The 26,036-nt window shown below is 68.4% G+C and carries 22 protein-coding genes; 13 read left to right on the forward strand and 9 right to left on the reverse strand.

Going from position 1 to position 26,036, the window contains the following annotated elements; all coding sequences use genetic code 11:
• Nucleotides 1–27: 27 nt before the first annotated feature.
• The 8 genes from ilvG to leuB all read left to right on the forward strand — a co-directional run bounded on the left by ilvG (nucleotide 28) and on the right by leuB (nucleotide 8,662).
• Nucleotides 28–1,764 carry an acetolactate synthase 2 catalytic subunit gene (gene ilvG / locus VN11_RS18010; protein ID WP_053450728.1) on the forward strand — a complete coding sequence of 579 codons (1,737 nt, stop codon included), beginning with the start codon at nucleotides 28–30 and terminating at the stop codon, nucleotides 1,762–1,764.
• On the forward strand, nucleotides 1,748–1,999 hold the full coding sequence (locus VN11_RS18015) for an ACT domain-containing protein (RefSeq protein ID WP_005419108.1): 252 nt from the start codon (nucleotides 1,748–1,750) through the stop codon (nucleotides 1,997–1,999). The genes ilvG and VN11_RS18015 overlap by 17 nt, the downstream gene beginning before the upstream one ends.
• A gap of 96 nt (nucleotides 2,000–2,095) precedes the next feature.
• On the forward strand, nucleotides 2,096–3,187 hold the full coding sequence (locus VN11_RS18020) for a threonine dehydratase (protein ID WP_053450729.1): 1,092 nt from the start codon (nucleotides 2,096–2,098) through the stop codon (nucleotides 3,185–3,187).
• A complete protein-coding gene (locus tag VN11_RS18025; RefSeq protein ID WP_053450730.1) occupies nucleotides 3,184–4,770 on the forward strand; it encodes a 2-isopropylmalate synthase in 1,587 nt (528 codons plus the stop codon). The genes VN11_RS18020 and VN11_RS18025 overlap by 4 nt, the downstream gene beginning before the upstream one ends.
• Nucleotides 4,771–4,780: 10 nt before the next feature.
• Entirely contained in the window at nucleotides 4,781–5,554 is a 774-nt protein-coding gene (locus VN11_RS18030) for a class I SAM-dependent methyltransferase (protein ID WP_053450731.1), read from the forward strand.
• Nucleotides 5,555–5,614: 60 nt separating this feature from the next.
• Nucleotides 5,615–7,033 carry a 3-isopropylmalate dehydratase large subunit gene (gene leuC / locus VN11_RS18035; RefSeq protein WP_053450732.1) on the forward strand — a complete coding sequence of 473 codons (1,419 nt, stop codon included), beginning with the start codon at nucleotides 5,615–5,617 and terminating at the stop codon, nucleotides 7,031–7,033.
• The gene (gene leuD, locus VN11_RS18040; RefSeq protein ID WP_053450733.1) at nucleotides 7,033–7,611 is read left to right on the forward strand and encodes a 3-isopropylmalate dehydratase small subunit; all 579 of its coding nucleotides are present in this window, start codon (nucleotides 7,033–7,035) and stop codon (nucleotides 7,609–7,611) included. Before leuC ends, leuD begins: the two co-directional genes overlap by 1 nt.
• Nucleotides 7,601–8,662: a 3-isopropylmalate dehydrogenase gene (gene leuB, locus VN11_RS18045; RefSeq protein WP_053450734.1), complete on the forward strand. Its 1,062-nt coding sequence runs from the start codon at nucleotides 7,601–7,603 to the stop codon at nucleotides 8,660–8,662. The genes leuD and leuB overlap by 11 nt, the downstream gene beginning before the upstream one ends.
• A 48-nt stretch (nucleotides 8,663–8,710) precedes the next feature.
• Here leuB and VN11_RS18050 read toward each other — a convergent pair whose 3' ends face one another.
• Nucleotides 8,711–9,745 carry a hypothetical protein gene (locus VN11_RS18050; RefSeq protein WP_053450735.1) on the reverse strand — a complete coding sequence of 345 codons (1,035 nt, stop codon included), beginning with the start codon at nucleotides 9,743–9,745 and terminating at the stop codon, nucleotides 8,711–8,713.
• Nucleotides 9,746–9,859: 114 nt separating this feature from the next.
• A complete protein-coding gene (locus VN11_RS18055) occupies nucleotides 9,860–10,633 on the reverse strand; it encodes an SDR family oxidoreductase (protein WP_053450736.1) in 774 nt (257 codons plus the stop codon).
• A 117-nt stretch (nucleotides 10,634–10,750) separates the two neighbouring features.
• Between VN11_RS18055 and VN11_RS18060 the strand changes: the two genes are divergently transcribed.
• Nucleotides 10,751–11,656 carry a LysR family transcriptional regulator gene (locus VN11_RS18060; protein WP_053450737.1) on the forward strand — a complete coding sequence of 302 codons (906 nt, stop codon included), beginning with the start codon at nucleotides 10,751–10,753 and terminating at the stop codon, nucleotides 11,654–11,656.
• Nucleotides 11,657–11,858: 202 nt separating this feature from the next.
• Here VN11_RS18060 and VN11_RS18065 read toward each other — a convergent pair whose 3' ends face one another.
• Nucleotides 11,859–15,020, reverse strand: a complete 3,162-nt coding sequence (locus tag VN11_RS18065; RefSeq protein ID WP_053450738.1) for an efflux RND transporter permease subunit — start codon at nucleotides 15,018–15,020, stop codon at nucleotides 11,859–11,861.
• 4 nt (nucleotides 15,021–15,024) lie between these two features.
• The gene (locus VN11_RS18070; protein WP_053450739.1) at nucleotides 15,025–16,155 is read right to left on the reverse strand and encodes an efflux RND transporter periplasmic adaptor subunit; all 1,131 of its coding nucleotides are present in this window, start codon (nucleotides 16,153–16,155) and stop codon (nucleotides 15,025–15,027) included.
• A 117-nt stretch (nucleotides 16,156–16,272) separates the two neighbouring features.
• Here VN11_RS18070 and VN11_RS18075 point away from each other — a divergent pair, with 117 nt between their 5' ends.
• The 3 genes from VN11_RS18075 to VN11_RS18085 all read left to right on the forward strand — a co-directional run bounded on the left by VN11_RS18075 (nucleotide 16,273) and on the right by VN11_RS18085 (nucleotide 19,112).
• A complete protein-coding gene (locus VN11_RS18075) occupies nucleotides 16,273–16,953 on the forward strand; it encodes a TetR/AcrR family transcriptional regulator (protein ID WP_008264859.1) in 681 nt (226 codons plus the stop codon).
• A 136-nt stretch (nucleotides 16,954–17,089) separates the two neighbouring features.
• Nucleotides 17,090–17,737 (forward strand): protein-L-isoaspartate O-methyltransferase family protein, encoded by a 648-nt coding sequence (locus VN11_RS18080; RefSeq protein WP_006468193.1) that lies wholly within the window; start codon nucleotides 17,090–17,092, stop codon nucleotides 17,735–17,737.
• 16 nt (nucleotides 17,738–17,753) lie between these two features.
• Nucleotides 17,754–19,112 (forward strand): TolC family outer membrane protein, encoded by a 1,359-nt coding sequence (locus VN11_RS18085; RefSeq protein ID WP_053450740.1) that lies wholly within the window; start codon nucleotides 17,754–17,756, stop codon nucleotides 19,110–19,112.
• A gap of 101 nt (nucleotides 19,113–19,213) precedes the next feature.
• Here the strand turns inward: VN11_RS18085 and VN11_RS18090 are convergent, their stop codons facing one another.
• Both VN11_RS18090 and waaA read right to left on the reverse strand, forming a co-directional pair.
• Nucleotides 19,214–20,440 (reverse strand): amino acid transporter, encoded by a 1,227-nt coding sequence (locus tag VN11_RS18090; RefSeq protein ID WP_053450741.1) that lies wholly within the window; start codon nucleotides 20,438–20,440, stop codon nucleotides 19,214–19,216.
• 224 nt (nucleotides 20,441–20,664) lie between these two features.
• Nucleotides 20,665–21,963 (reverse strand): lipid IV(A) 3-deoxy-D-manno-octulosonic acid transferase, encoded by a 1,299-nt coding sequence (gene waaA, locus VN11_RS18095; protein ID WP_053450742.1) that lies wholly within the window; start codon nucleotides 21,961–21,963, stop codon nucleotides 20,665–20,667.
• Between the two features lie 60 nt (nucleotides 21,964–22,023).
• Between waaA and VN11_RS18100 the strand changes: the two genes are divergently transcribed.
• A complete protein-coding gene (locus tag VN11_RS18100) occupies nucleotides 22,024–22,941 on the forward strand; it encodes an LpxL/LpxP family Kdo(2)-lipid IV(A) lauroyl/palmitoleoyl acyltransferase (protein ID WP_053450743.1) in 918 nt (305 codons plus the stop codon).
• A 138-nt stretch (nucleotides 22,942–23,079) separates the two neighbouring features.
• Here the strand turns inward: VN11_RS18100 and VN11_RS18105 are convergent, their stop codons facing one another.
• From VN11_RS18105 to VN11_RS18115, 3 genes are read right to left on the reverse strand one after another with little or no spacing between them, the layout of a single operon-like run.
• Entirely contained in the window at nucleotides 23,080–24,411 is a 1,332-nt protein-coding gene (locus tag VN11_RS18105; RefSeq protein WP_053450744.1) for an O-antigen ligase family protein, read from the reverse strand.
• Entirely contained in the window at nucleotides 24,392–25,507 is a 1,116-nt protein-coding gene (locus tag VN11_RS18110) for a glycosyltransferase (RefSeq protein WP_053450745.1), read from the reverse strand. Before VN11_RS18110 ends, VN11_RS18105 begins: the two co-directional genes overlap by 20 nt.
• Nucleotides 25,508–25,522: 15 nt before the next feature.
• Nucleotides 25,523–25,720, reverse strand: a complete 198-nt coding sequence (locus VN11_RS18115; RefSeq protein ID WP_005410967.1) for a zinc-finger domain-containing protein — start codon at nucleotides 25,718–25,720, stop codon at nucleotides 25,523–25,525.
• Between the last annotated feature and the right edge of the window lie 316 nt (nucleotides 25,721–26,036).

Genomic DNA, 26,036 nt, shown 5'->3' on the forward strand with positions numbered 1-26,036 from the left:
TCCCCCACCCGCTTTGCAAGGTTCCCCATGAACTCTTCGACACACCGCAGCGCGCCGCCCAACGGCGCGCGCTGGCTGACCCAGGCGCTGGAAGCCGAAGGCGTCCGCACGCTGTTCGGCTATCCCGGCGGCACCATCATGCCGTTCTACGACGCGCTGGTGGACTCGTCGCTGAAGCACATCCTGGTACGCCATGAGCAGGGCGCTGCGCTGGCCGCCAATGGCTTCGCCCGCGCCAGCGGCCAGGTCGGCGTCTGCGTGGCTACTTCCGGCCCGGGCGCCTCGAACCTGGTCACCGGCATCGCCGATGCGATGCTGGATTCGGTGCCGATGGTCTGCATCACCGGCCAGGTCGCCACGCCGCTGCTGGGCACCGACGCCTTCCAGGAGCTGGATGTGTTCGGCCTGACCCTGCCGATCGTCAAGCACAGCTGGCTGGTGCGCAGTGTCGATGACCTGCCGCGCGTGGTCGCCGATGCGTTCCGTATCGCCCGCGAGGGCCGGCCCGGCCCGGTGCTGATCGACCTGCCCAAGGACGTGCAGCTGGCCGATGCCAGCCATCTGCCGGCGCACGTGCCGAGCAGCGCCGAGCCGCCGCCGGCCCCGGCCGAGGTCGCCATCGCCGAAGCCATTGCCGCGCTGGCCGCGGCCGAGAAGCCGGTGGTCTACGCCGGCGGCGGCATCGCGCTCGGCGATGCGGTGCAGGACCTGCGTGACTTCGTCGAGGCGAGCGCCATCCCCACCGTGATGACGCTGCGTGGTCTGGGCGCTCTGCCGGCCAGCCATCCGCAGTCGCTGGGCATGCTGGGCATGCACGGCACCCGCGCGGCCAACATGGCGGTGCAGGAAAGCGACCTGCTGCTGGTGTTGGGGGCACGTTTCGATGACCGTGCCACCGGCAAGCTGGCCGAGTTCGCGCCGTTCGCCCGTGTCGTCCACATCGATGCCGACGCCTACGAGATCTCCAAGCTGCGCAGTGCCGACGTCGCCGTGCCCGGCAATGTCGGCCATGCCATCCGCGCCCTGCGTGCGGCCTTCCCCTCCCCCAAGGCCCACCAGGACGCATGGCGCAGGCGCTGTGCGCAGCATCGTGATCGATTCGCCGCGCGCTACGACGCACCGGGCCAGCACATCTACGCCCCGGCCCTGCTGAAGCGCCTGAGCGAGCTGGCACCGGCCGATGCGGTGGTCGCCTGCGACGTCGGCCAGCACCAGATGTGGGTGGCGCAGCACTGCCGCTTCAACCACCCGCGCAACCACCTGACCAGTGGCGCGCTGGGCACCATGGGCTTCGGCCTGCCGGCGGCGATGGGCGCCCAGTTCGCCTGCCCCGATCGCACGGTGGTACTGGTGTCCGGCGACGGCAGCTTCATGATGAACGTGCAGGAGCTGGCCACCATCGCGCGTTGCCGGCTGCCGGTGAAGATCGTGCTGCTGGACAACAGTTCGCTGGGCATGGTGCGGCAGTGGCAGGAGCTGTTCTTCGCCGAGCGCTACAGCGAGATCGACCTGTCCGACAACCCGGACTTCGTGGCGCTGGCGCAGGTGTTCGGCATCGCCGCGACCCGCATCGACGCACGCGATGACGTGGAAGGTGGCCTGGCTGCCTTGCTGGCCGAGCCGGGCCCGGCCCTGCTGCACGTGGCCATCGATGCACGCGCCAACGTGTGGCCGCTGGTGCCGCCGAACACCGCCAACAGCACGATGCTGGAAAGCAATCCCGCCCACGCCCGCCAGGAGACCCCCAATGCACTACCGGCTTGACCTGGTGCTGCACCCGGCCGAAGGCGCGCTGCTGCGCGTGATCGGCATGGCCGAACGCCGTGGCTTCGCGCCGCGTGCGATCAGCGGCGCGCCGGTGGCGGCCGACGATGGCCGCTGGCACCTGCAGCTGGTGGTGGATGGCCAGCGCCCGGCGGAAACGCTGTGCCGGCAGATCGAGAAGATCTACGACTGCGTGTCCGTGCAGGTCACTGCCGTGGAAGGAGCCTCCGTATGAACACCCGTACCGTAGCGACCACGGTGCCGGTACGGAGGCGTCTTCTTCGCCGCCCGTGCCCGCATGCGGCGGTCGACCGCACCCCGCTGGTGGCCCATGCCGGCCGCTGATGCCAGCCAGGAAAGCGATGTCGGCGACGTAAGCGTCGCCGACGTACTGGCTGCGCAGGCCCGCCTGCGCCGCTTCCTGCCACCCACGCCGCTGCACCACGCAGAGCGCTTCGGTACCTGGCTGAAGCTGGAAAACCTGCAGCGCACCGGTTCCTACAAGGTACGCGGCGCATTGAACGCGCTGCTGGCCGGCCGCGAGCGCGGCGACACCCGGCCGGTGATCTGCGCCTCGGCCGGCAACCACGCCCAGGGCGTGGCGTGGGCCGCCTACCGCCTGGACGTGCCCGCCATCACCGTGATGCCGCACGGCGCTCCGGCAACCAAGATCGCCGGCGTCGCCCACTGGGGCGCCACCGTGCGCCAGCATGGCAACAGCTACGACGAGGCCTATGCCTTCGCGGTGGAACTGGCGCAGCGCCACGGCTACCGCTTCCTGTCCGCGTTCGACGATGCCGACGTGATCGCCGGCCAGGGCACGGTCGGCATCGAACTGGCCGCACACGCACCGGATGTGGTGATCGTGCCGATCGGCGGTGGCGGCCTGGCCTCCGGCGTCGCGCTGGCACTGAAATCGCAGGGCGTTCGCGTGGTGGGTGCGCAGGTGGAAGGCGTCGATTCGATGGCGCGCGCGATCCGTGGCGACGTCCGCGAGATCGCCCCGGCCGCTTCGCTGGCCGATGGCGTACGGGTGAAGGTCCCCGGCTTCCTGACCCGCCGGCTGTGCACCTCGCTGCTGGACGACGTGGTGATCGTGCGCGAGGCCGAGCTGCGCGAAACCCTGGTCCGGCTGGCACTGGAGGAACACATCATCGCCGAGGGCGCCGGTGCGCTGGCGCTGGCCGCCGGCCGCCGCGTCGCCGGCCGTCGCAAGTGCGCGGTGGTCTCCGGCGGCAACATCGATGCCGGCGTCCTGGCCGGCCTGCTCACCGACATCCGTCCGCGCCCACCGCGCAAGCCACGGCGACGGCGCAGCGAAACGCCGCGCTCGCCCGGCAAGGCCAGCGCCCCCGCATCCCCTGCCTCTTCCCCTTCCCACCTGCAAGCCGTCGCACCCGCTGTCGAGGAGATTTCCCTGTGACCACCATTGAACGAATTACCACCCCGCGCATCCGCATCTTCGACACCACCCTGCGTGACGGCGAGCAGTCCCCCGGCTGCAGCATGAGCCCGCCGCAGAAGCTGGTGATGGCGCGTGCGCTGGACGAACTGGGCGTGGACATCATCGAGACCGGCTTCCCGGCCAGCTCGCAGTCCGACCGTGAGGCGATGGCCCTGATCGGCCGCGAACTGCGCCGCCCGAGCCTGAGCCTGGCGGTGCTGTCGCGCTGCCTGCAGGCCGACATCGAAACCTCGGCACGCGCACTGGAAGCGGCTGCCAACCCGCGCCTGCACGTGTTCCTGTCGACCAGCCCGCTGCACCGCGAGCACAAGCTGCGGATGACCCGCGAGCAGGTACTGGAGTCGGTACGCAAGCACGTATCACTGGCACGCTCGTACATCGACGATGTCGAATTCTCGGCCGAGGATGCCACCCGCACCGAGCTGGACTACCTGATTGAAGTTTCGCGCGTGGCCATCGCTGCCGGCGCGACCACCATCAACCTGCCCGACACCGTCGGCTTCACCACGCCGGAAGAGATCCGCGCGATGTTCCAGCAGGTCATCGCCGGCGTCGCCGACGTTCCCAATGCCGCCAACGTGATCTTCAGCGCGCATTGCCACAACGACCTGGGCCTGGCCGTTGCCAACTCGCTGGCCGCCATCGAAGGCGGTGCGCGTCAGGTCGAATGCACCGTCAATGGCATCGGCGAGCGCGCCGGCAACTGCTCGCTGGAAGAGATCGCGATGGTGCTGAAGGTGCGCCAGGCCTTCTACGAGCAGGACAGCGCGATCAACACCCCGCGCATCGTCGGCACTTCTCAGCTGCTGCAGCGCCTGGTCGGCATGCCGGTGCAGCGCAACAAGGCCATCGTCGGTGCCAACGCGTTCGCCCACGAATCGGGCATCCACCAGCACGGCATGCTGCGCCATCGCGGCACCTACGAGATCATGCGCCCGGAAGATGTGGGCTGGGAAGACTCGCAGATGGTGCTGGGCCGCCACAGTGGCCGCGCCGCCGTCGAAGCGCGCCTGCGTGCGCTGGGCTTCTGGCTGGACGAAGACGAACTGAAGCTGGTGTTCGAGCAGTTCAAGGGCCTGTGCGAACAGCAGCGCGTGGTCACCGATGCCGACCTGCAGACGCTGATGCAGGGCGGCTCCAACGCGCAGGGCTATCGCCTGGCGTCGATGACCATCAGTGACGTCGGCAGCCGCGCCAACGCGCTGGTCGAACTGTCCGACCCGGACGGCAACCGCGTGGCCGAGACCGCGCAGGGCGACGGCCCGGTCGATGCGCTGTTCGGCGCGCTGTCGGCGGCCACCGGCGTGCAGCTGATGCTGGACAGCTACCACGTGCACAGCGTCGGCATCGGCGCCGATGCGCGCGGCGAAGCCAACCTGAGCGTGCGCCACGAGGGCGTGGAGTACGACGGCACCGGCACCAGCAAGGACATCATCGAAGCCTCCGCGCTGGCCTGGCTGGATGTTGCCAACCGCCTGCTGCGCCAGCGCCAGGCCGCCGCCCACAGCAGCACCGACATTCCCACCCCCGCCACCGCCTGAGGAACCCGCCATGAGCGCCTTCGACACCACTGCGCTGCCTGCAGGGCAGCACTGGAACGCCCAGGACTATGCGATCGACGCCGGCTTCGTGCCGCTGCTCGGCGGCGCGGTGGCGCGCCTGCTCGACCCGCGCGCCGGTGAACGCATCCTCGACCTGGGCTGTGGCGATGGCGTGCTCAGCACCGAACTGGCCCTCAGCGGCGCACGCATCCACGGCGTGGACGCGTCGCCGGAACTGGTGATTGCGGCCCGTGCGCGCGGTGTCGATGCGCAGGTGATGGACGGCCATGCGCTGTCGTTCGACAGCGAGTTCGACGCAGTGTTCAGCAATGCCGCCCTGCATTGGATGGGCACGCCTGACCGCGTACTGGAAGGCGTGCGTCGTGCCCTGCGCCCGGGGGGCCGCTTTGTTGCCGAGTTCGGTGGCCATGGCAATGTGGCCACGATCATCGCCGCGGTACAGGCCGCGCGCGTGGCGCATGGCCACGGTGCCAGCGCCTTCCAGTGGTATTTCCCCAGTGCCGACGCCTACGCCGACCGCCTGCGCCAGCATGGCTTCCAGGTGCAGCTGATCGAGTGCACGCCGCGCCCAACCCCGCTACCGACCGGTGTGGCCGGATGGCTGCGGGTATTCGCTGCGCCGTTGCTGGACGATCTGCCCGCCGAGGTCCGCGCCACCGTGCGCGAGGCCGCCACCGCGTTGCTGGCCGATCTGCCGCGCAACGCCGCCGGCCAGCCGTTGGCCGACTACGTGCGGCTGCGGGTACTCGCCCGTCGCCGCTGACATGATCCGTTCGTTATCTTTCCCGATGTCCGCACCTTCGTACTTCTGCCAGGCACACGCATGACTTCCGCACCCCGCACCCTGTACGACAAACTGTGGGACGCCCACGTGGTGGTTCCCGAATCCGACAGCGCGCCCGCCGTGCTGTACATCGACCTGCACCTGATCCATGAGGTCACGTCACCGCAGGCGTTCACCGAGCTGCGCGAGCGCGGCCTGTCGCCGCGCCGGCCGGACCGCACCAAGGCGACGATGGACCACTCCACGCCGACCCTGCCGGCTGCCGCCGACGGCACGCTGCCCTACGCCAGTGCCGCCTCCGAGGCGCAGGTCGCCACGCTGGCGCGCAACTGCGCCGAGCACGGCATCGAGCTGTTCGACATGGCCTCGGACAACCGCGGCATCGTCCACGTGATCGCACCGGAACAGGGCTTCACCCAGCCCGGCATGACCATCGTCTGCGGTGACAGCCACACCTCCACCCATGGTGCGTTCGGTTCGCTGGCGTTCGGCATCGGCACCAGCGAAGTCGGCCACGTGCTGGCCACGCAATGCCTGCTGCAGCGCAAGGCCAAGACCCTTGCGATCACCGTGGACGGCCCGCTGGCACCTGGCGTCGGCGCCAAGGACGTGGTCCTGCACATCATCGGCGTGATTGGCGTCAACGGCGGTACCGGCCACGTGATCGAGTTCCGTGGCAGCACCATCACGGCGATGGACATGGAACAGCGCATGACCCTGTGCAACATGTCGATCGAGGCCGGCGCGCGTGCCGGCATGGTCGCGCCGGACCAGGTCACCTTCGACTTCGTCGCCAACACCCCGCGCGGCCCCAAGGGCGCCGACTTCGAGGCCGCCGTGGCGCGCTGGCAGCAGCTGCGCAGCGATGACGGCGCACGCTTCGACAGCGAAGTGCACATCGACGCCGCCGATATCCGCCCGACCCTGACCTGGGGCACCCATCCGGGTACTGCCATCGCGGTGGATGCGCCGATTCCGGCCGCCAACGATGCCGCCGCGCAGAAGGGCCTGGACTACATGCACTTCCAGGCCGGCAAGGCGCTGGCCGGCACGCCGGTGGATGTGGTGTTCGTTGGTTCGTGCACCAATGGTCGCCTGAGTGACATGCGCGAAGTGGCGCAGGTGCTGCGCGGACGCCGCGTCGCCGACGGCGTGCGCATGCTGGTGGTGCCGGGCTCGGAGATCGTCAAGCGCGAGGCCGAGGCCGAAGGCATCCATGAGATCGTGCGCGCGGCCGGTGCCGAATGGCGCGAGCCGGGCTGCTCGATGTGCATCGCCATGAACGGTGACCTGGTCGCCCCGGGCCAGCTGGCGGTGAGCACCAGCAACCGCAACTTCGAGGGCCGCCAGGGCCCCGGTTCACGCACTCTGCTGGCGTCGCCGATGAGCGCGGCATGGGCGGCGGTGAAGGGCCAGGTGGCCGATACCCGCGAACTGTTCGCACAGGAGGTGGCGTGATGGCCGGTTTCCGTACCCTGAGCTCGGCCAGCGTGGTGCTGCGCCAGACCAACATCGACACCGACCAGATCATTCCGGCGCGGTTCCTGTCCACCACCGAACGTGCCGGCCTGGGCCGCAATGCGTTCAATGACTGGCGCTGGCAGGCCGATGGTTCGCCGGTGGCCGACTTCGCGTTCAACCAGCCGCACAACGCCGGCCGCAGCATCCTGCTGGCGGGCCGCAACTTCGGCTGCGGTTCCTCGCGCGAGCACGCACCGTGGGCGCTGACCGACCTCGGCCTGCGCGCCATCGTCAGCAGCGAGATCGCCGACATCTTCCGCGGCAACTCGCTGAAGAACGGCCTGCTGCCGATCGTGCTGGACGAGGCCGACGTGCAGGCGCTGATGCAGCGCCCGGACGATGAACTGACCATCGACGTGGCCGCGCGCGAACTGCGCACCCCGGATGGCCGCGTCTATTCCTTCCCGCTGGATGGCTTCTCGCAGACCTGCCTGCTGGAAGGTGTCGACCAGTTGGGGTATCTGTTGGGCCGTGTCCCTGAAATCGAACGTTACGAGAGTGAGCATGCACGCTGAAATTGTTGTCCTGCCCGGTGATGGCATCGGCCCGGAAGTGGCCGCCGCGGCAGTTGCCGTCCTGAAGGCCGTCGCCGAACGCTTCAACCACACCTTTGCTTTCAGCGAACACGACATCGGTGGCATCGCCATCGATCGCCATGGCGAACCCTTGCCGGCCGCCACCCTGGCCGCCTGCCAGGCCGCCAACGCGGTGCTGCTGGGTGCGGTCGGTGGCCCGAAGTGGTCCGACCCGAACGCCAAGGTGCGCCCGGAACAGGGCCTGCTGGCAATCCGCAAGGCGCTGGGCCTGTATGCCAACCTGCGCCCGGTGCGCACCCACGAGGCGGCGCTGCACGCCTCGCCGATCAAGGCCGAGCTGCTGCAGGGCGTGGACTTCGTGGTGGTACGCGAACTAACCGGCGGCATCTACTTCGGCGACAAGACCCGCGACGCCGACAGCGCCAGCGACCTGTGCCGCTACACCGTGGCCGAGATCGAGCGCGTGCTGCGCAGTGCCTTCCGCCTGGCGCAACAGCGCCGTGGCAAGGTCACCTCGGTGGACAAGGCCAACGTGCTGGAAACCTCGCGCCTGTGGCGTGACGTGGCCGCACGCATCGGCCGCGAGGAGTTCCCGGACGTGGCACTGGAACACCAGCTGGTTGATTCGATGGCCATGCACCTGCTGGCCAAGCCGCGCGAGTACGACGTGATCGTCACCGAGAACATGTTCGGCGACATCCTCACCGATGAGGCCTCGATGCTGGCCGGCTCGCTGGGCCTGCTGCCGTCGGCGTCGCTGGGCGAACCGGGCGCAGTCGGCATCTACGAGCCGATCCATGGCTCGGCCCCGGACATCGCCGGCAAGGGCATCGCCAACCCGTACGCGACGATCTTCAGCGCAGCGATGCTGCTGCGCCATTCGCTGGGGCTGGACGCCGAAGCCGCGGCGGTGGAAGCCGCGGTGCATGCCGTGCTGGACGAGGGCGTGTTCACCGCCGACCTGGCCGCCAAGGGCCAGGCGGTGAGCACCGCCGCCGCGACGGATGCGGTGCTGGCGAAGCTGGGCTGATGCATGACGGTGCCGGGCACTGCCCGGCACCGGCGCGCACGCGTCGGGCTACCGTCCGCTGTGGATCGCCTTGGACGTCGCACACCCCATCAAGGTGCGCCCATCGTCGGTGCGCACCACGAAGCGCTCGCGCGGCCGTTCCTGCAGAGGTGCTGCCGGCAAGGTCCAGATGATTTCCCCGGCCGCCGTAGCACCTGGAATCGCAGCCTTAAGTGCATCGTCGACGGGCACCACGCCCAGGTCCGCTGCAACATGGCCTGACGCGTAACTGGGCTCGATCATCACCGACGACACGGCCAGGCCATGCACGGTGATCGGCGCATCGAGCGTTATCCGCTCACAACGGGAGCCGCCTTCGCGGGCCATGCATGCAGGTGCATCCAGCGCGCGTACCTGCGCCGGCCACCCAAGCGGGCTGTGCGCGCTGACACGCGTCCAGAATTCGCCAAAGCGCTGCCAGGCCGCCACGTCCGCGCGGCACTCCAGAACCGCTACCAGGTCCTCGCGCAGGCGGTCGGCCGCCTGCTGGTCGTCCAGTTTCTGATATCGCTCCCGGTAATCACACGACAGGCGGTTGCCTGCGCCCTCGCTTCGTATCACCCGCCAGGCCTGTGCCGCCGCAGCAACGTCCGACGCTGGTCGCCACCAGGCCCGGAACGGCTCGTGCAGCGTGCTGATCCGCATCTGCATGCCGTCCTCGGCCACGATGCGCTCACGCTGCACCGCATCGAGGGACATGCCCAAACCGAGGTCATCGGCCAGCAGCTCGCGGGTGGTGATGCCGTTGGCGGTGATGGGCGCAGGCAGTTCGATGCGCGTGGCCGCGCTCTCGATCCCGGGGTGATCGGCTGCGATGAAGCGCCAGCCACGCAGGTGTGCCGGCCGTTCCGTTGCAGAGCCATAGCGGACGGCCCGTAGCTGGCTGCCCAGTGCCTGCCGCACCGCAGGTGTCGCGCGGCATTCCAGCACTGCGATCAGGTTCTGCTGGAACTGCTGGGCATCGGTTCCTGCGGGCGTTGCATCGGCAACGCTGCTGGAGGCAATCAACATCAACGTGAAAGCATGGAACGTGCGAGGGAACATGCTGGCACTCCGGGCCCAGGACAGCCGGCTATTGTGCCCGTGGACGGCCTGCAGGATGAAGCGTCGAGCATGGCACGACGCTTCAGGTCCGCCGCAATCGCGCGTGATTCGCCTCTACTTGGTGGTGTAACCGCCATTGACCAGGATAGTCTGGCCAGTCATCCACCAGCCATCGGTGACCAGGAAGCGGATCCACGGCACGATGTCGGCGATGTCGGTCAGGCCGGTACGGGTGAATGCCGACAGCGCCGCCGCGGTCTTGTGGTACGCCTGCGCATCGGCACTCTCGGCCGGATAGAAGAACGGCGTATCCATCGGACCCGGGCCAATGGCCGTCACCGAGATGCCGCGCTCGCCGAATTCCTTCGACGCTGCGCGGGTGAAGTGTTCCACCGGCGCCTTGGTACCGGCATAGCTGGAATAGAACGGGGTGAACGCACCCAGCAGCGAGGTCACCAGGGTGCAGATGCGACCACCATCATTGACGTGGCGACCGGCCTCCTTGAGGAAGAAGAACGCGGCCTTGGCATTGACCGCGCTCATCTCGTCGTACTCCGCTTCGCTGATCTCCAGCAGCGGCTTTTTCAGCACCTTGCCGACCGTGTTGATCGCAATGTCGGGACGGCCCACCGCAGCCACCGCATCGGCGAACAAGCGCTCCATCGCCGCGGCCGAGGTCAGGTCTCCCTGCAGGGCGACGGCCGTGCTGCCAGCGGCCTGCACGGCGGCAACGGTGGCTTCGGCATCGGCCTGGGTGGCGGCGCTGTTGTAATGGATGACGATGGCCCTGGCCCCTTGCGCGGCAAAGTCGCGGGCCAGCAGGCCACCCAGGTTCTTGGCACCACCGGCAATCAGCACGGTCTTGCCCTTGAGGGAATGGTCGGTCATGGCGTTGGTCTCGGGAGGGGGCTGCCCGGGGTGGCAACCCTGCCCTGACGACGATATCGTGCAGAAAACGCGGATAAAGCCCGCCACATTGACTTAACTTTCCAGAGCCAGCGAACAATGGATCGGATCGATCGCTTCCGCATCTTCACCCGCGTGGTGGAGTGCGCCAGCTTCACCCGCGCCGCCGACCAGCTCGGCCTGCCCCGTTCGACGGTGTCAGCGGCCATCGCTGAACTTGAACAGCGGCTGGGCACCCGCCTGCTGCAGCGTTCGACCCGCAGGGTCTCCACCACCCACGATGGCGACGTGTTCCATGCCCGTTGCCTGCGCCTGATTGCCGAGGTCGAGGACGCCGAGTCATTGTTCCGCCAGGACGACGCGCAGCCGGTGGGACTGCTGAAGATCGACGTGCCCAGCCGCATCGGCCGCCGCATCCTCGCCCCGGCCCTGCCCGACTTCTTTGCACGCTACCCGCAGGTGGAGCTGGACCTGGGCATGACCGACCGTGCGGTGAACCTGATCGAAGATGGCTGCGATGCCGTACTGCGCGTCGGCCAGCTGAGCGACTCCAGTCTGGTGGCCCGCTCCCTGGGCCAGCTCGATTTCGTCAACGTTGCCGCACCGGCCTATCTGCGCGAGCACGGCGTACCGCAGCATCCTGCCGATCTGCAGCAGCACCGCGCGGTGAACTACGCTTCGCCGACCACGGCGCGGGTGGAAGCGTGGGAGTGGCAGGACGGCAGCCAGCTGCACACGCTACCGATGCCAGGCTGGGTGCGGGTGAACAGCGCCGAGGCGTCGATTGCCTGCTGCGTGGCTGGGCTCGGGCTGCTGCAGATTCCGCGCTACGACGTGCAGGCCGAACTGCAATCAGGCGCATTGATGGAAGTGCTGCCGCAGCACGTCGCACAGCCGCTGCCGGTAACCCTGCTGCAGCCGCACCGGCAGCATCGCCCGCACCGCGTGCAGGTGTTCATCGAGTGGTTGCTGCCATTGCTGCGCACCGGACTGCAGCTGCAGTAGATCCACGCCATGCGTGGATGCTTCTGTAGAGTCGAGCCATGCTCGACTCATCCCATCATCGCGCGAAGAGCAGCCGAGCATGGCTCGGCTCTACAGAAAGCAGATCCCGCGAGCAGATCCATCCACGCCATGCGTGGATGCATGCGTCAGTGCCAACCAAGGTTGGCACCTGCCAGAGGCCGAGGCAGGGCAACCCGGGGCATCATGCCCCGGATTCGTCCGGCTTGACCCGGAACCACGCCGCATACAACGCCGGCAGGAACACCAGGGTCAGCACCGTTCCCACGATCAGGCCGCCCATGATCGAGATCGCCATCGAGCCATAGAACGCACTGCGCGACAGCGGAATCATCGCCAGCACGGCAGCCAGCGCGGTCAGCACGATCGGGCGGAAGCGGCGCACCGTGGCATCGATGATCGAATGCCAGCGGTCATGCCCGGCGTCGATGTCCTGCTGGATCTGGTCGATCAGGATCACCGAGTTGCGCATGATCATGCCGGCCAGTGCGATCGTGCCCAGCAGTGCCACGAAGCCGAACGGCGCGCGGAACAGCAGCAGGAACAGGGTCGCACCGATGATGCCCAGCGGCGCGGTCACCAGCACCATCGCTGCGCGCGAGAAGCTGCGCAGCTGCAGCATCAGCAGCGTCGCCACCACCACCAGGAACAGCGGCATGCCGGCCTTGATCGAGTTCTGGCCGCGGGCCGAATCCTCGACCGTGCCGCCGGTTTCCAGCAGGTAGCCGCTGGGCAGTTCGGCGCGGATGCCGTCCAGCGTCGGCAGGATCTGGTGCACCACGTCCAGCGGCTGCATGCCATCGCTGATGTCGGCGCGCACGGTCACCGTCGGCAGTCGGTTGCGGTGCCAGATGATGCCGTCCTCGAAGCCGTACTCCATCGTCGCCACCTGCGACAGCGTGATGCTGCCGCCGTTGGCGGTGGGCATCGACAGGCTCGACAGCAGTTCCAGCTGGTTGCGCTCATCGGCCGGACCACGCAGCAGCATCTCGATCTGGCGGTTGCCTTCGCGGTACACGCTCACCGATTGCCCGGCCAGCGAACTGGACAGGAACTGGCTGACCTGGGCACTGCTCACGCCCAGCGCGCGGGCACGCTCCTGGTCGATCACCAGCCGCACCACCTTGCTCGGCTCGCTCCAGTCCAGGTTGACGTTCATCACATGCGGGTTCTCACGCACCTTGGCCTCGACCTGGCGCGCGATCGCCTGCACCCTCTCGATGTGCTCGCCGGAAATGCGCATCTGCACCGGGTAGCCGACCGGCGGGCCGTTCTCCAGGCGGGTCACGCGCATCTGCACATCCGGGAACTTCGGGATCACCTCGTGCAGCAGCCAGTCGCGGGTGCTTTCGCGCGACTTGATGTCCTTGGCCAGCACCACGAACTGGGCGAAGTTGGTCGCCGGCAGCTGCTGGTCCAGCGGCAGGTAGAAGCGCGGCGAGCCGGTGCCGACATAGGACACGTAGTTGGCGATGCCGTCGCGGCTGGACAGCAGCTTTTCCAGCTTCTCGGCCTGGGCCTGGGTCGAGCGCAGCGACGCGCCCTCGGCCAGCTCGATGTCCACCATCAGCTCCGGCCGGGTCGAATCCGGGAAGAACTGCTGCGGCACGAAGCGGAACATCATCAGCGAGAACACGAACAGGGCGATGGTCGCGGCGATCACCCACCAGCGACGACGCAGGCAGGCGTCGAGGAAGCGACGGAAGCTGCGGTAGAACGGGCGCTGGTACGGGTCATGGTCGTGCCCGTGCTGCGGCGGCGCGATCAGGTTGGCCAGCGCCGGGTAGCGGTCGGCCCACTGCTGGCGCCTGGCATGCCAGCGCGCGGACAGGCTGCCCGGCTTCGGCGGCTGCGGATTGAACAGGTCCGGCAGCATCTTGTCGCCCAGGTACGGAATGAACAGCACCGCTGCGATCCACGACACCACCAGCGCGATGGTCACCACCTGGAACAGCGAGCGGGTGTACTCACCGGTGCTCGATGCCGCTGTGGCGATCGGCAGGAAGCCGGCCGCGGTGATCAGGGTACCGGTCAGCATCGGGAACGCGGTTGACTCCCAGGCGAAGCTGGCCGCGCGCAGGCGGTCGTAGCCCTGTTCCATCTTGGTGGCCATCATCTCCACCGCGATGATCGCATCGTCCACCAGCAGGCCCAGTGCCAGCACCAGCGCGCCCAGCGAGATCTTGTGCAGGCCGATGTCGAAGTAGTGCATGACGAAGAAGGTCATCGCCAGCACCAGCGGAATGGTCACCCCCACCACCAGGCCGGTACGCAGGCCCAGCGAGAAGAAGCTGACCAGCAGCACGATCACCACCGCCTCGGTCAGCACCTGCACGAACTCGCCCACCGACTCTTCCACCGACTGCGGCTGGTCGGACACCTTGCGCAGCTGCATGCCGGCCGGCAGGGTCTTCTGCAGACGCTCGAATTCGGCATCGAGGTTGGCACCGAGCTTGAGGATGTCACCGCCGTCCTTCATCGCCACCGCCAGGCCGATCGCTTCTTCGCCCATGAAGCGCATCTTCGGCGACGCCGGGTCGGCGAAGCCGCGCTTCACCTCGGCAATATCACCCAGGTGCACGGTCCGGTCGCCTGCCCGGATCGGGAACTGGCGGATCGCCTCGATATCGTTGAACTGGCCGGTCACGCGCAGCTGCACGCGATCAGTGGCGGTCTCGAAGAAGCTGGTGCCGGTGATCGCGTTCTGGTCGGCCAGCGCCTGCTGCACCTGCTGCATCGACACGCCCAGCGTCGCCAGGCGGGTATTGGACAGTTCGATCCACACCTTCTCGTCCTGCAGGCCGACCAGGTCGATCTTGCCGACGTCGGGCACGCGTTGCAGTTCCAGCTGGATGCGGTCGGCGTAGTCGCGCATCACGGCGTAGTCGAAGCCCTTGCCGGTCAGCGCGTAGATGTTGCCGTAGGTGTCGCCGAACTCATCGTTGAAGAACGGGCCGACGATCTCGCGCGGCAGCGTCGCCCGGATGTCGCCCACGCGCTTGCGCACCTGGTACCACAGGTCCGGAATCTGCCGGGAACGCAGGCTGTCGCGGGCCATGAAGATCACCTGCGATTCGCCCGGGCGCGAGTACGAGCGGATGAACTCGTACTCGCCGGTGTTCATCAGCGCCTTCTCGATCGGCTCGGTCACCTGCCGCGAGACCTGCTCGGCGGTGGCACCCGGCCACAGCGTGCGCACCACCATCGCCTTGAAGGTGAACGGCGGATCCTCGGACTGGCCCAGGTGCTTGTATGACCACGCGCCGATCAGCGCGAAGGCGAGCATCGCGAACAGCACCAGTGGACGGTTGGCCAACGCCCACTCGGAAAGATTGAAGCGGCGCACCGGCTTACTCCTTGGCCTTGGCGGCGGCGGCCGGCGCGGCCGGCTTCAGCACCGGGCGGTTCTGCCGGTCCACGGCGATCACCGGCTGGCCGGCACGCAGCAGATGGCCACCGGCGGCGACCACCCAGTCGCCTGCGCCGACGCCCGTGAGCACCGGCACCGTCTCGCTGCCGTAGGCACCGGTGGTGACCGCCGCAGCCTTCAGCGTGCTGTTGGCCGGATCGACCACCCACACGCTGGCGGCACCGTTGGCACCGCGTTGCAGCGCGCCCAGCGGCAGCTGCAGGGTGCCGTGGCGGCCGGCGCTGCTGTAGACACGTGCGCTCTGGCCCAGCTCCACATCAGCCAGTGCATCGGCCGCCAGGCTGACCCGGGTCGCATAGGTCCGTGCCTGCGGATCGGCAGCGGCGGCAATCTCGCGGATCGTGCCTGGCAGGCGCTGGCCCGGACGGTTCCACAGTTCCACCTCGACCGGCTGGCCGACCGCGTAATCGCGGATGGTGGCTTCGGGCAGGTCGATCAGCACTTCGCGGCCACCGTCGGCGGCCAGGTTGAAAATAGTCTGGCCGGCGGACACCACCTGCCCGGCTTCGGCCTCGCGGCTGGCGATCACGCCGTCGGCCGGTGCACGCAGCTGCGCGTAATCGGCCTGGTTGCGCAGCACATCGAGGTTGGCACGCGCCGCATTGGCCTGGCCCTGCGCGGCCTTGAACGCGGCAGACTGCTGGTCCAGCTGCGAGCGGCTGACCAGCTGCTGGTCGGCCAGCACCTGATAGCGCTTGAGGTCGTCGCGGGCGCGCACCAGGTCGGCCTCGGCCGCGGCCAGCTGGGCCTGCGAAGCGCGGGCCTGCAGCGCGAAGTCGGCCACGTCCAGCTCGGCCAGCACGTCGCCCTTCTTCACCCGCTGGCCGGCATCGACGTGGCGCTTGACCAGGTTGCCGCCGACGCGGAACGACAGCGGGCTTTCCTGGCGTGCGCGCACCGTGCCCGGGAACGCCGCAGGCGCCTGCCCGGCCTGCTCGCCAGGGTGAACCACCAGCACCGGCACGGCCGCCTGCGGCGCCTGTTCCTGTCCCGAACAGGCTGCCAGCGCAGCCACCCACACCATACCGCCCATCCAGCGCACGATCTTCATCAGTCAACGTCCTGAAAACGCAGGGTCCAACAAGGGGGGAGCCGCGACTGCCGGCCCAATTTAATAAACCGGTCGGTATAGTATAAATATCGAACCGCTTGGTCTAGTATTGTTGCGATGAGTTCTCCTACTTCCCGCAAGCCGTCGGCCAAGCCTGCTGCCAAGGCCGCCGGACCCGGGCGCCCCAAGGATCTCGGCAAGCGCGCGGCGATCCTTGAAGCAGCCAAGGCACTGTTCATCGAACAGGGCTATACCGGCGTGAGCATGGACGCCATCGCTGCTCAGGCCGGCGTCTCGAAGCTGACCGTGTACAGCCATTTCGGCGACAAGGAGACCCTGTTCTCCGAGGCCGTGCAGTCCAAATGCATTGAAATGCTGCCCGACGCCCTGTTCGTGGCCGACGCGGACGGCCCGCTGCGCGACCAGCTGATCGGCATCGGCCTGGCCTTCTTCGAGCTGATCACCTCCGATGCGGCAATCTCGATCCAGCGCATGATGATGGCCCCGGAAACCGATGAACGCCTGCGCGAGCTGTTCTGGCAGGCCGGCCCGGAACGTACCTGCGCGGCCCTGGCCGACTTCCTGCGCGCGCGCGGCGAACGCGGCGAGCTGGAGATTGCCGATTACTATCTCGCCGGCCAGCAGTTCCTGACCCTGGTGAAGGGCGAAGTGCACATGCATATGATGTGCGGCATGCCACTGTCACCGGTGGAGTGCGACCCTCTGACCCACGTGACCGCCAGCATCGACTTCTTCCTGCGCGCCTATGCGCCGCGAGGGGCCGGGACGGCCGGATAACCAAAACTGAACGAACCGGAGGTCGCGATGACTTCCGGCACTGCGACCCCGGCCACCCGGCAGCTGATGCTCTGGGCGCGCCGCCGGCCTCCGGCACCGGTAAAATGGCCGGCCCACTGCGCTGGATTTGAACCTCATGACGATTGATTACGCCCACGCCCGCGAACTGATGGTGGAACAGCAGATCCGTCCCTGGGACGTGCTGGACATCAAGGTGCTCGACGTCCTCGCCCGCCTGCCGCGCGAGGCCTTTGTCGCCGACGCGCACCGGGCGCTGGCCTACGCCGACGTCGAACTGCCGATCGGCCATGGCCAGAAGATGATGAAGCCGGTCATCGAGGGCCGTACCCTGCAGGCACTGGACCTGCAGCCGGGTGACGAAGTGCTGGAGATCGGCACCGGCAGCGGCTTCCTGGCTGCCTGCATCGGCGCGCTGGCGCGCGACGTGCTGAGCCTGGAGATCGACCCGGAACTGGCCGCCGCCGCACGCGCCCGTCTGGACGCCTCCGGCCTGGGCACCAATGTCCGTGTGGAAGTGGCCGACGCCCTGTCCTGGCAGACCGAACGCCGTTTTGACGTGATCTGTGTCACTGGTGCGGTCGACGTGGTGCCGTCACAGTTCGCCTCGTGGCTGCGTCCGGGTGGCCGCCTGTTCGTGATCCAGGGCCGCTCGCCGGCGATGGAGGCCCTGCTGGTCAAGGCCGACGGCAGCACCGAATCGCTGTTCGAAACCGATATCGATTACCTGCGCGGTGCCGCCCCGGCACCCCAGTTCCACCTCTGAGTCCAAGGAAGCCGCAATGATCCGCCGATCCCTCGCTGTTGCGCTGGCCACTGCCCTGCTGCCGTTGTCCGCCCATGCCGCCGACCTGCTGCAGGTCTACGAGATGGCGCGCAACGGCGATCCGCAGCTGTCCGCCGCCGAATCGACCCGGCTGGTCGACAAGGAAGGCGCCGTGCAGGCGCGCGCCGCCCTGCTGCCGCAGATCAATGGCCAGGCCACGCTGAACCGCTCGCGCAGCGAAGCCGACCATGACGCCAACTCCGGCACGGTCACCAGCAAGCGCCGCAACTACACGATCGACGGCAGCCAGACGCTGTTCAACTGGACCCAGATCAACAACCTGCGTTCGCAGCGCGAACTGAGCAAGGCGGCGGACTTCACCCTCGACTCGGCCAACGACAGCCTGATCGTGCGCACCTCGGCGGCCTACTTCAACGTGCTGGTGGCGATCGAATCGCTGAACGCCGCACAGACCAATGAAGCGGCCGCGAAGAAGCAGTTCGACTTCGCCGACAAGCGCCTGGAAGTGGGCCTGGCGCCAATCACCGACGTGCATGAAGCACGCGCCCAGTACGACCAGGCGCGCGCAAACACCATCGTTGCGCAGAACACCCTGGCCGATAACTACCAGGCCCTGACCGAACTGACCGGCCAGCCGGTGGTCAACCTGCGTGGCCTGCCGGCGGACTTCCGCCCGGAAGTGCCGGCCAACCGCGGCAACATCGACGAACTGGTGCACCAGGCGACCAACCAGAATCCGGCGCTGAAGGCGCAGGAACTGAAGGTCAGTGCCGCCGAAGCCAGCGTGCAGGCCGCCCGCGGTGGCCATTACCCGACCCTGTCGCTGGGCGGCAGCTGGGGCAAGAGCGCGACCTGGGGTGACAGCACCGGTGCCGGCTCGCTGTCGCCGGACGCACGCACCAACAGCATCGGCCTGACCCTGAGCGTGCCGATCTTCTCCGGCGGTGCCACCCAGTCCGGCGTGCGCCAGGCGCTGGCCCAGCGTGACATCGCCCAGGACGGCTACGAACAGCAGAAGCGTGCCCTGGACCGCAACACCCGCAACGCCTACCAGACCCTGGTGCAGGGCATCAGCGAAGTGGAAGCCCGCCGCCTGGCGGTGGTCTCGGCGCAGAGCGCGTACGACGCCTCGCAGGTTGGCCTGGAAGTCGGTACCCGTACCGTGCTGGACGTGATCCAGAACCAGCGCATCCTGTTCTCGGCGCAGCTGGATTACGCCAACGCCCGCTACACCTTCCTGCAGAACCGCCTGCTGCTGAGCCAGTCGCTGGGCGCACTGGATGTGGCCGAGCTGCAGGACGTCAACCGCCTGCTGACCCAGGACGCAGGCAACCCGGCAACGACCACGCACTGAGTCGCCGCCCTGCCGGCAACGAAGAAGCCACCCGCGAGGGTGGCTTTTTTTTGTGCGCGACGCAGGCCGAAGCCTCCACGCATGGGAGGCTTGCCTGGTCGTCAGCCGGGCCACGCACGCATCCGTTCCGCGGCGGCCAACAGGCACAGCGCGGCGGCCAGGGGGGCCAGCACCGGCAGGGCGCGTGGTAGCGGAACCTGCGCGCGCAGGGCAGCCAGGCACAGCGCCGCCATCACCAGCAGGGTTGCCGGCCCAGGCAGCACCGGCAATGTGCCCATCGGCATCGCCAGCGCCAGCAGCGCCGCGGCCAGCACCACCGCGACCGGCATCGGCGGCGCAACACGCCCATGCGATGCATCGCGGGCCGCCGTCCACAACTGCGTTGCCAACCGCGCAGCCACCCGCAGCAGCACCAGCAGGAGTGCCGCCAACCCGCTCGCCCCCGCCAGTGGCAGCAGCGGCATCATCCACTGCAGTTGCGGGTGCTGCTGCAATGCCACCGACAACGGCCGCGTACTGGCCAAGGCCGGAAACTCGACCAGGCCGGACTGCAACGCGGCCAGCACGATCAGCAGCAGCATGGCCAGCAGCAGCGTGCTCGCCAGCAACGCTGCCTGTCGCGTCCGCACCTGGCCACACACGCCGGGAAATCCCAGCACCAGGCCGGCACAGGCAAACATGCCGAGCAGCGGCACGCTGGCTGCCAGCACTCCTCCTGGCCCGAAGCGATAGGGCGCCGTGGCCTCCGGCAGCCACGGTATCCAGAGCGCGTAGTGCACATGGCGGGCCGCCAGCACCAGCAGCAACAGGCCGGTGCCCAGCTTCACCGTCAGCAACGCACAGGCCACCAGCGCCCCACGCCTCGGTGGCAGCAATCCGATCAGCCCAAGCAGAAGCAGGCCAAGGGTGGCCATCAGCGCAACCGGCATCGCGTTACCGGCCTCGATGCCACAGCTGGCCAGCAGCGCATGCACGTGGCTGGCCATGGACTGCGCCACGCCGGCGCTGGTCGCCATCAGTTCCACCAGCAGCGCGGCGCCGAGCAGGCCGGCCGGGACCCTGCCCCAACGCGCCCGCAGCAGGCCGTGCAGGCCCTCGGCCACCGGCAGCTGCCGGCCCAGGATGTGCAGGCAATACAGCAGCGGCGCGGTGCCCAGCGCAGCCAGCAACAGGCTCAACACGATCGCAGGGCCTGCCTGTGCGGCGGTGTGCTGCCCCACCAGCGCGATCACGCTGCCACCCAGCATCAGGGTCAGGATCACCCCTGCAAGGTGGTCCCTGCCCGGCCCTGCATCGCCCATGTCGCCAGGGCCGCTGTCGCTATCCATCGCAAGGTTCCTTGATATCCGCCCAAGCACGTTCGACAGCAGGCTGGCAGCCTGCGGCGAAGGGCGATATCAGAATCCGTGGCGTGCACGCCGCATTGTGATCGCAGGCACGTCGGCACACCGTTCCACGGTCCAGCAACGACAGAAATCTCGCCGTTAAGCAGAATTGATGCAGGCGATCACGTCATTCGATCCGCAGTACGTGGATCGAATCCCCTGCGGCCTCAGCTGCGCGGAGGAGGCAGGTGGGGGGCCACCAGCGCCAGCGTACGCTGCAATGCGCCGCGACCGTTGCTGACCAGGGTGCAGCCGGCACGCGCCATGTCCTCGCGTGCACGTTCGTCATCAAGCAGGTGCTGCAGCAGATCGCCAACCGCCTGCACGTCCTCGCCGATCAGCAGGGCACCGGCCTCGCGCATGCGTCGTGAGATCTCGGAGAAGTTGTGCAGGTGCGGGCCGGTCACCGCGGCGGTGCCCATCGCCGCCGGTTCCAGCAGGTTGTGGCCACCGATCGATTGCAGGCTGCCGCCGACGAACGCCACCTGCGCACAGGCATAGAACGGCATCAGTTCACCCAGGGTGTCGATGACGAACACATCGGTGCCGGCGTCCGGCCACTGCATCGCACGCCGGGTCGCCACATTCCAGCCCTGCTCGCGCGCCAGGGCCTCCACCTTCGGGAAGCGCTCGGGATGGCGCGGCGCCCACAGCAGCAGCAGGTCGGGATGCTGCTGGCGCAGGCGACGGTGCAGGTCGATCACCGCCTGCTCCTCACCGTCATGGGTGCTGGCGGCGATCCACACCGGGCGTCCAGCGGGTACCTGCGCATGGAACTGCGCGACGAAATCCTGAACGTCCGGCGTGGCGATGTCGAACTTCAGGTTGCCCAGCGCCTGCACCTGCTCGGGGGCCGCGCCCAGCTGCACGAAGCGCTCGGCATCATCCTGCGACTGGGCGGCGACGCAGGTGACCGTGCGCAGGGCGCGACGGATCAGCGCTGCCAGCAACCGGTAGCCACGCAGCGAGCGGGCCGACAGGCGGGCATTGAGGATGTAGACCGGAATGCGGCGATCGCGGCAACCGAACAGCATGTTCGGCCACAGCTCGGTCTCCAGGATCAGCGCCAGGCTGGGCCGGAAGTGGCCGAGGAAGCGGTTGACGCTGCCGGGCACGTCGTACGGCAGGTAGACATGGTCGAGCGCGTCGCCCCACAGCGCGCGCACGCGTTCGGACCCGGTCGGGGTGATGGTGGTGATGACCCAGCGGATATCCGGACGTTGCTGGCGCAGGGCGTTGACCAGCGGGGCGGCGGCATTGACCTCGCCCACCGACACCGCATGCAGCCAGACCCGCGGCTGGCCGGTCGGCTGTGGGTAGGAGGCGTAGCGCTCGTCCCAGCGCCGGAAGTATTCACGGACCCGGAAACCGCGCCAGACCAGGTGGTACACGGTGATCGGCAGCAGCAGGTAAAGCACGGCCGAATACAGGCCGCGCAGGATCCATTCGACAGGGTCTTTACGCATGCGGCAAGGATACGGGAGGCCCCCGGGAAAGACACGCGGCCGGGTTGGTAGAATGGAGCAATGTCCGATGCCTCCACTGCCATCCGCCCGTCGCTGCGCGATCCCCGCAACTGGCCGATGTTCGCCGTCATGTTCGGCGCCTTCGCCATCGCCCGCCTGCCGTGGATGCTGCAGCGCGCGCTGGGCCGTGGCGTCGGCTGGATCAGCTGGCGCCTGCTCGGCAGCCGCCGCCGCGCCGCCGAGGTCAACCTGCAGCTGTGCTTCCCGGAAAAGGACGAGGCCTGGCGCCAGCGCCTGGTACGCGACAGCTTCGATGCACTGGGCGTGGGCGTGTTCGAATGCATCCGCGCCTGGTGGGGCAGCATCGACCGCATCCGCCCGCAGGTGCAGATCGAGGGCCTGGAACATCTGCAGCGGATGCAGGCCGAAGGCCGCGGCGTGCTGCTGGTCTCCGGCCACTTCATGACCCTGGAGATGTGCGGCCGCCTGCTGTGCGACTACGTCGACCTGTCGGGCATGTACCGCAAGCACAAGAACCCGGTGTACGAGTGGGCGGTGAAGTTCGGCCGCCTGCGCTACGCCAAGGCGATGTATGCCAACGAAGACATCCGCGCCACTGTGCGGCACCTGAAGAAGGGCGGCTTCCTCTGGTACGCGCCGGACCAGGACATGCGCGGCAAGGACACCGTGTTCGTGCCGTTCTTCGGCCACACCGCGTCCACCATCACCGCCACCCACCAGCTGGCGCGGATGACCGGCTGCGCGGTGATCCCGTACTTCCACCGCCGCGAAGGCGGGAAGTACTTCCTGAAGATCGGCGCACCGCTGGAAAACTTCCCCAGCGAAGACGTGGAAGCCGATACCACCCGGGTCAACCAGGCCATCGAAGCGATGGTGCGCGAGGCCCCCGACCAGTACCTGTGGATCCATCGCCGTTTCAAGCGCCAACCGGGCGGGCGGAGCGATTTCTACAATTAGCTGGATGTGGCAGCCGGTGCCAGCCAGGGCTGACATCGACCGGACTGCTGGGCGTCTGCATGCGCGAGGTAGTCGCCAACCTTGGTTGGCGCCGATGATCTGACCCTCGACCTGGGGATGGCCAACCAAGGTTGGCAACTACCGTATCGGCGGCGAATCCTCTGCCTCGCGCGCCAGCAGGCTGCCGGCGAACAGCGCTGCCAGCATCACCGTCAGGCCGCCCCAGAACGCCGAGTAGAACGCCAGGTGGGTGTTGAGCGGAAACACCGTGACCGCCAGCGCCAGCATCGCCGGGCGCGCGCGCTCACGCGCGCTGGCCGGCGCATAGCGCCATGCGCGCCAGGCCTGGGCCACTGCCGCCAACCACAGCAGCAGACCGAGCACGCCGGTTTCAGCGAGGATTTCCAGCACGATCTGATGGGCATGCAGCGCAGGCGCATTACCCCAGACCGCCGGCCCCTCATCGGCGACGCAGGCCGGATAGGCATCGCGGAAGCCGCGTGCGCCGACACCGTTGATCGGATGTTCTTCAATCATGCACACGGCGGCCTGCCAGATCCGTGCACGCCCGGACAGCGCCTGGTCGACACCGCGTTCGCCGCCCTCCCAGGCCATCGCCGTACGCGCGAAGCGTTCGCGCAGTTGCGGCACGCTGGCGGTCAACGCGCCGGCTGCCAGCACCGCAAGCAGCGCCAGCAACGCCAGCCGCTTCCAGCCGAACTGGCGCACGCCACTGTAGGCCAGCACCAGTGCGAACGTGATCCACGAGGCACGCGACCCTGCCAGCAGCAGCACGCCGCCAAGCGCGGCGGCCGCCAGCAACCAGCCCGCATTGCCGAAGCGCCGCGCGATCGGCAACAACAGGAACGGTGACAGGCTGGCCAGCACCTGGCCGAACTTGAGGTTGCAGGGCCCCAGGGCCCCACTGAGCCGGTCAGCCAGGGCGGCTTCGTCCGCCGGGCACAACGCGTGGCCGCTTACGGCCAGCTTCAGGTGTTCCAGCGACCAGAACCATGGGCTGGTACCGGCCACGGCCTGTACCAGTGCATCCAGCGTCCATGCACCCGTGATCAGTGCCAGGCCACCGAAGGTCAGCCTTCGCCGTTCGGGCGTGGCTACGGCGATTGCCACCAGCCACATGAAAGGAAGATAGCGCAGGCCGGCGGCCGCCTTGGTCCACGACGCTGCAGGATCGATGGCATCGATGGCCGAGAACGCCTGCGGCAGCCAGTAGCCAAGGAACAGGATCGAGGTCAGCGCCCAGGCCGCCGTGCTCAGCAGGTGCGGACGGCGCTGCAGGCGGCGCATGACCATGCGCGCGGCGGCGTACAGCGCGCCCAGTCCGAGCACGGTTTCGGCGATGCCCGGCAGCGGCCACATCGCCACGTACGCCAGCACCCACCAGGGTGCCCAGCGCCCGGCGCGGTCGTCGCGCAGGGGAACGGTGGCGTCAGCCGGCAAGGTCGGCATAGAGGCGAAGGGTGTCACGCTGCATGGCCTGCAGGGTAAACGGGATGCGCGCCGGCAGGGACGGCGGCTGCGCCAGCAGGGCCAGCGCGCGTTCACCCAGTGCCCGCACATCACCCAACGGTACGGCGCCCGCGGGTTGCAGTTGCTGCAGCAGTTCACCCACGCCGCCATGGTCCCAGCCCAGCACCGGGCGGCCGACCGACAGCGCCTCGACCACGGTGCGGCCAAAGGCTTCCGGTTTGTCCGACAGCTGCAGCACCAGGTCACTGGCGGCATAGGCCTGGGCAATGCGTGCGGTGGGCGCGCTGATCTGCACGGCCTCGGCCACGCCCAGCGCCGTCGCCTGCCGGCGCAGATCCGCCACATAGGCTTCGCGGCCCGGTTCATCGGTGCCCAGCATCCACAGCTGGGCCGGCACACCGGCGGCGCGCACGTCGGACAGCAGCTGCAGCGCATGGGCGTGGCCCTTCAGGCGGGTGCCCCGCCCCGGCAGCAGCAGCAGCGGGCCTTCCACCTGCGCCAGCCACGGATGATCGGCCGCCAGCGCCAGGCGCGGCCGGCGGTCGGCGCGCGCCACGCGCGGGAACTGGGCGACGTCGACGCCGCGCGGGATCACCTGCAGCGTCGCTTCGGGGACCGTCGGGTAATGCCGGCGCACGTAGTCACGTACGCTGTTGGATACGCAGATCACGCGCTCGCCGCTGGTCATCACTGCGCTGTAGCGACTGGGTGAGTTCAGCCCGTGCACGGTGGTGACCCAGTGCGGGCGCTGTGCGGCGGGCATGGCGCGGATCGCGTACAGGCCCAGCCAGGCCGGCAGCCGCGAACGGGCATGCACGATGTCGGCGCCGACCTCGGCAAACAGGCGCCGCAGGGTCGGCAGATGCCGCAGGGTCAGCAGCGACTTGCGGCCGATGTCGAGGGTGAGGTGCTCGGCACCGCTGTCCAGCAGCGGCTGCACCAGGCGGCCACCAGCAGAAACCACCAGCGCGCGATGGCCGGCGGCGACCAGGGCCGCAGCAATTTCCAGGGTCGAGCGCTCGACACCGCCGGAGTGCAGCGCCGGCAGCAACTGCACCACGGTCAATCGGCGCATCGAAGGGGCGGCCGCTTAGTCGGCCAGCACGAACACGGAACCGCAGTACGGGCACTGCGCTTCGCCGTTGGGCTCGTCTTCGATCGGCAGGTACACGCGCGGATGCGAGTTCCACAGCGCCATTTCCGGGGTCGGGCAGCTCAGCGGCAGATCGCTGCGGTGCACGGTGTAGCGCTTCTCGGCGTTGGCGGGCGCGGTGGCGGTATGGCTCATGGCGGATGTCGATGAACGGGTTGCGAGGGCTGTGATTCTAGCATCCGGGCCGCCCCGACATTGTGCCGCCCCTGCGCAGGCCGGATCGGCAGGGCGATTTCTTCAATCGATCCGGCGGGTTCGCGCCGAAAACCTGCCGACCGCACTATTTCCCGCATTTGGATCGAACTAAATGGCACTTGTCAGGTCGCGGCGGCTGTTGCAGGATCGGGCCAGGTCGCGACCCGACCTGCCCTCTTCGACCCGATCGCATGGCCCGCCCCCACCGGACCGGCATCGCCTCTCCCACTGCCATCCCGGCGGGCGGAGCGATGCT

Origin of the sequence: Stenotrophomonas maltophilia, from assembly GCF_001274595.1 — a bacterium.
In the GTDB taxonomy this organism is placed as follows: domain Bacteria; phylum Pseudomonadota; class Gammaproteobacteria; order Xanthomonadales; family Xanthomonadaceae; genus Stenotrophomonas; species Stenotrophomonas forensis.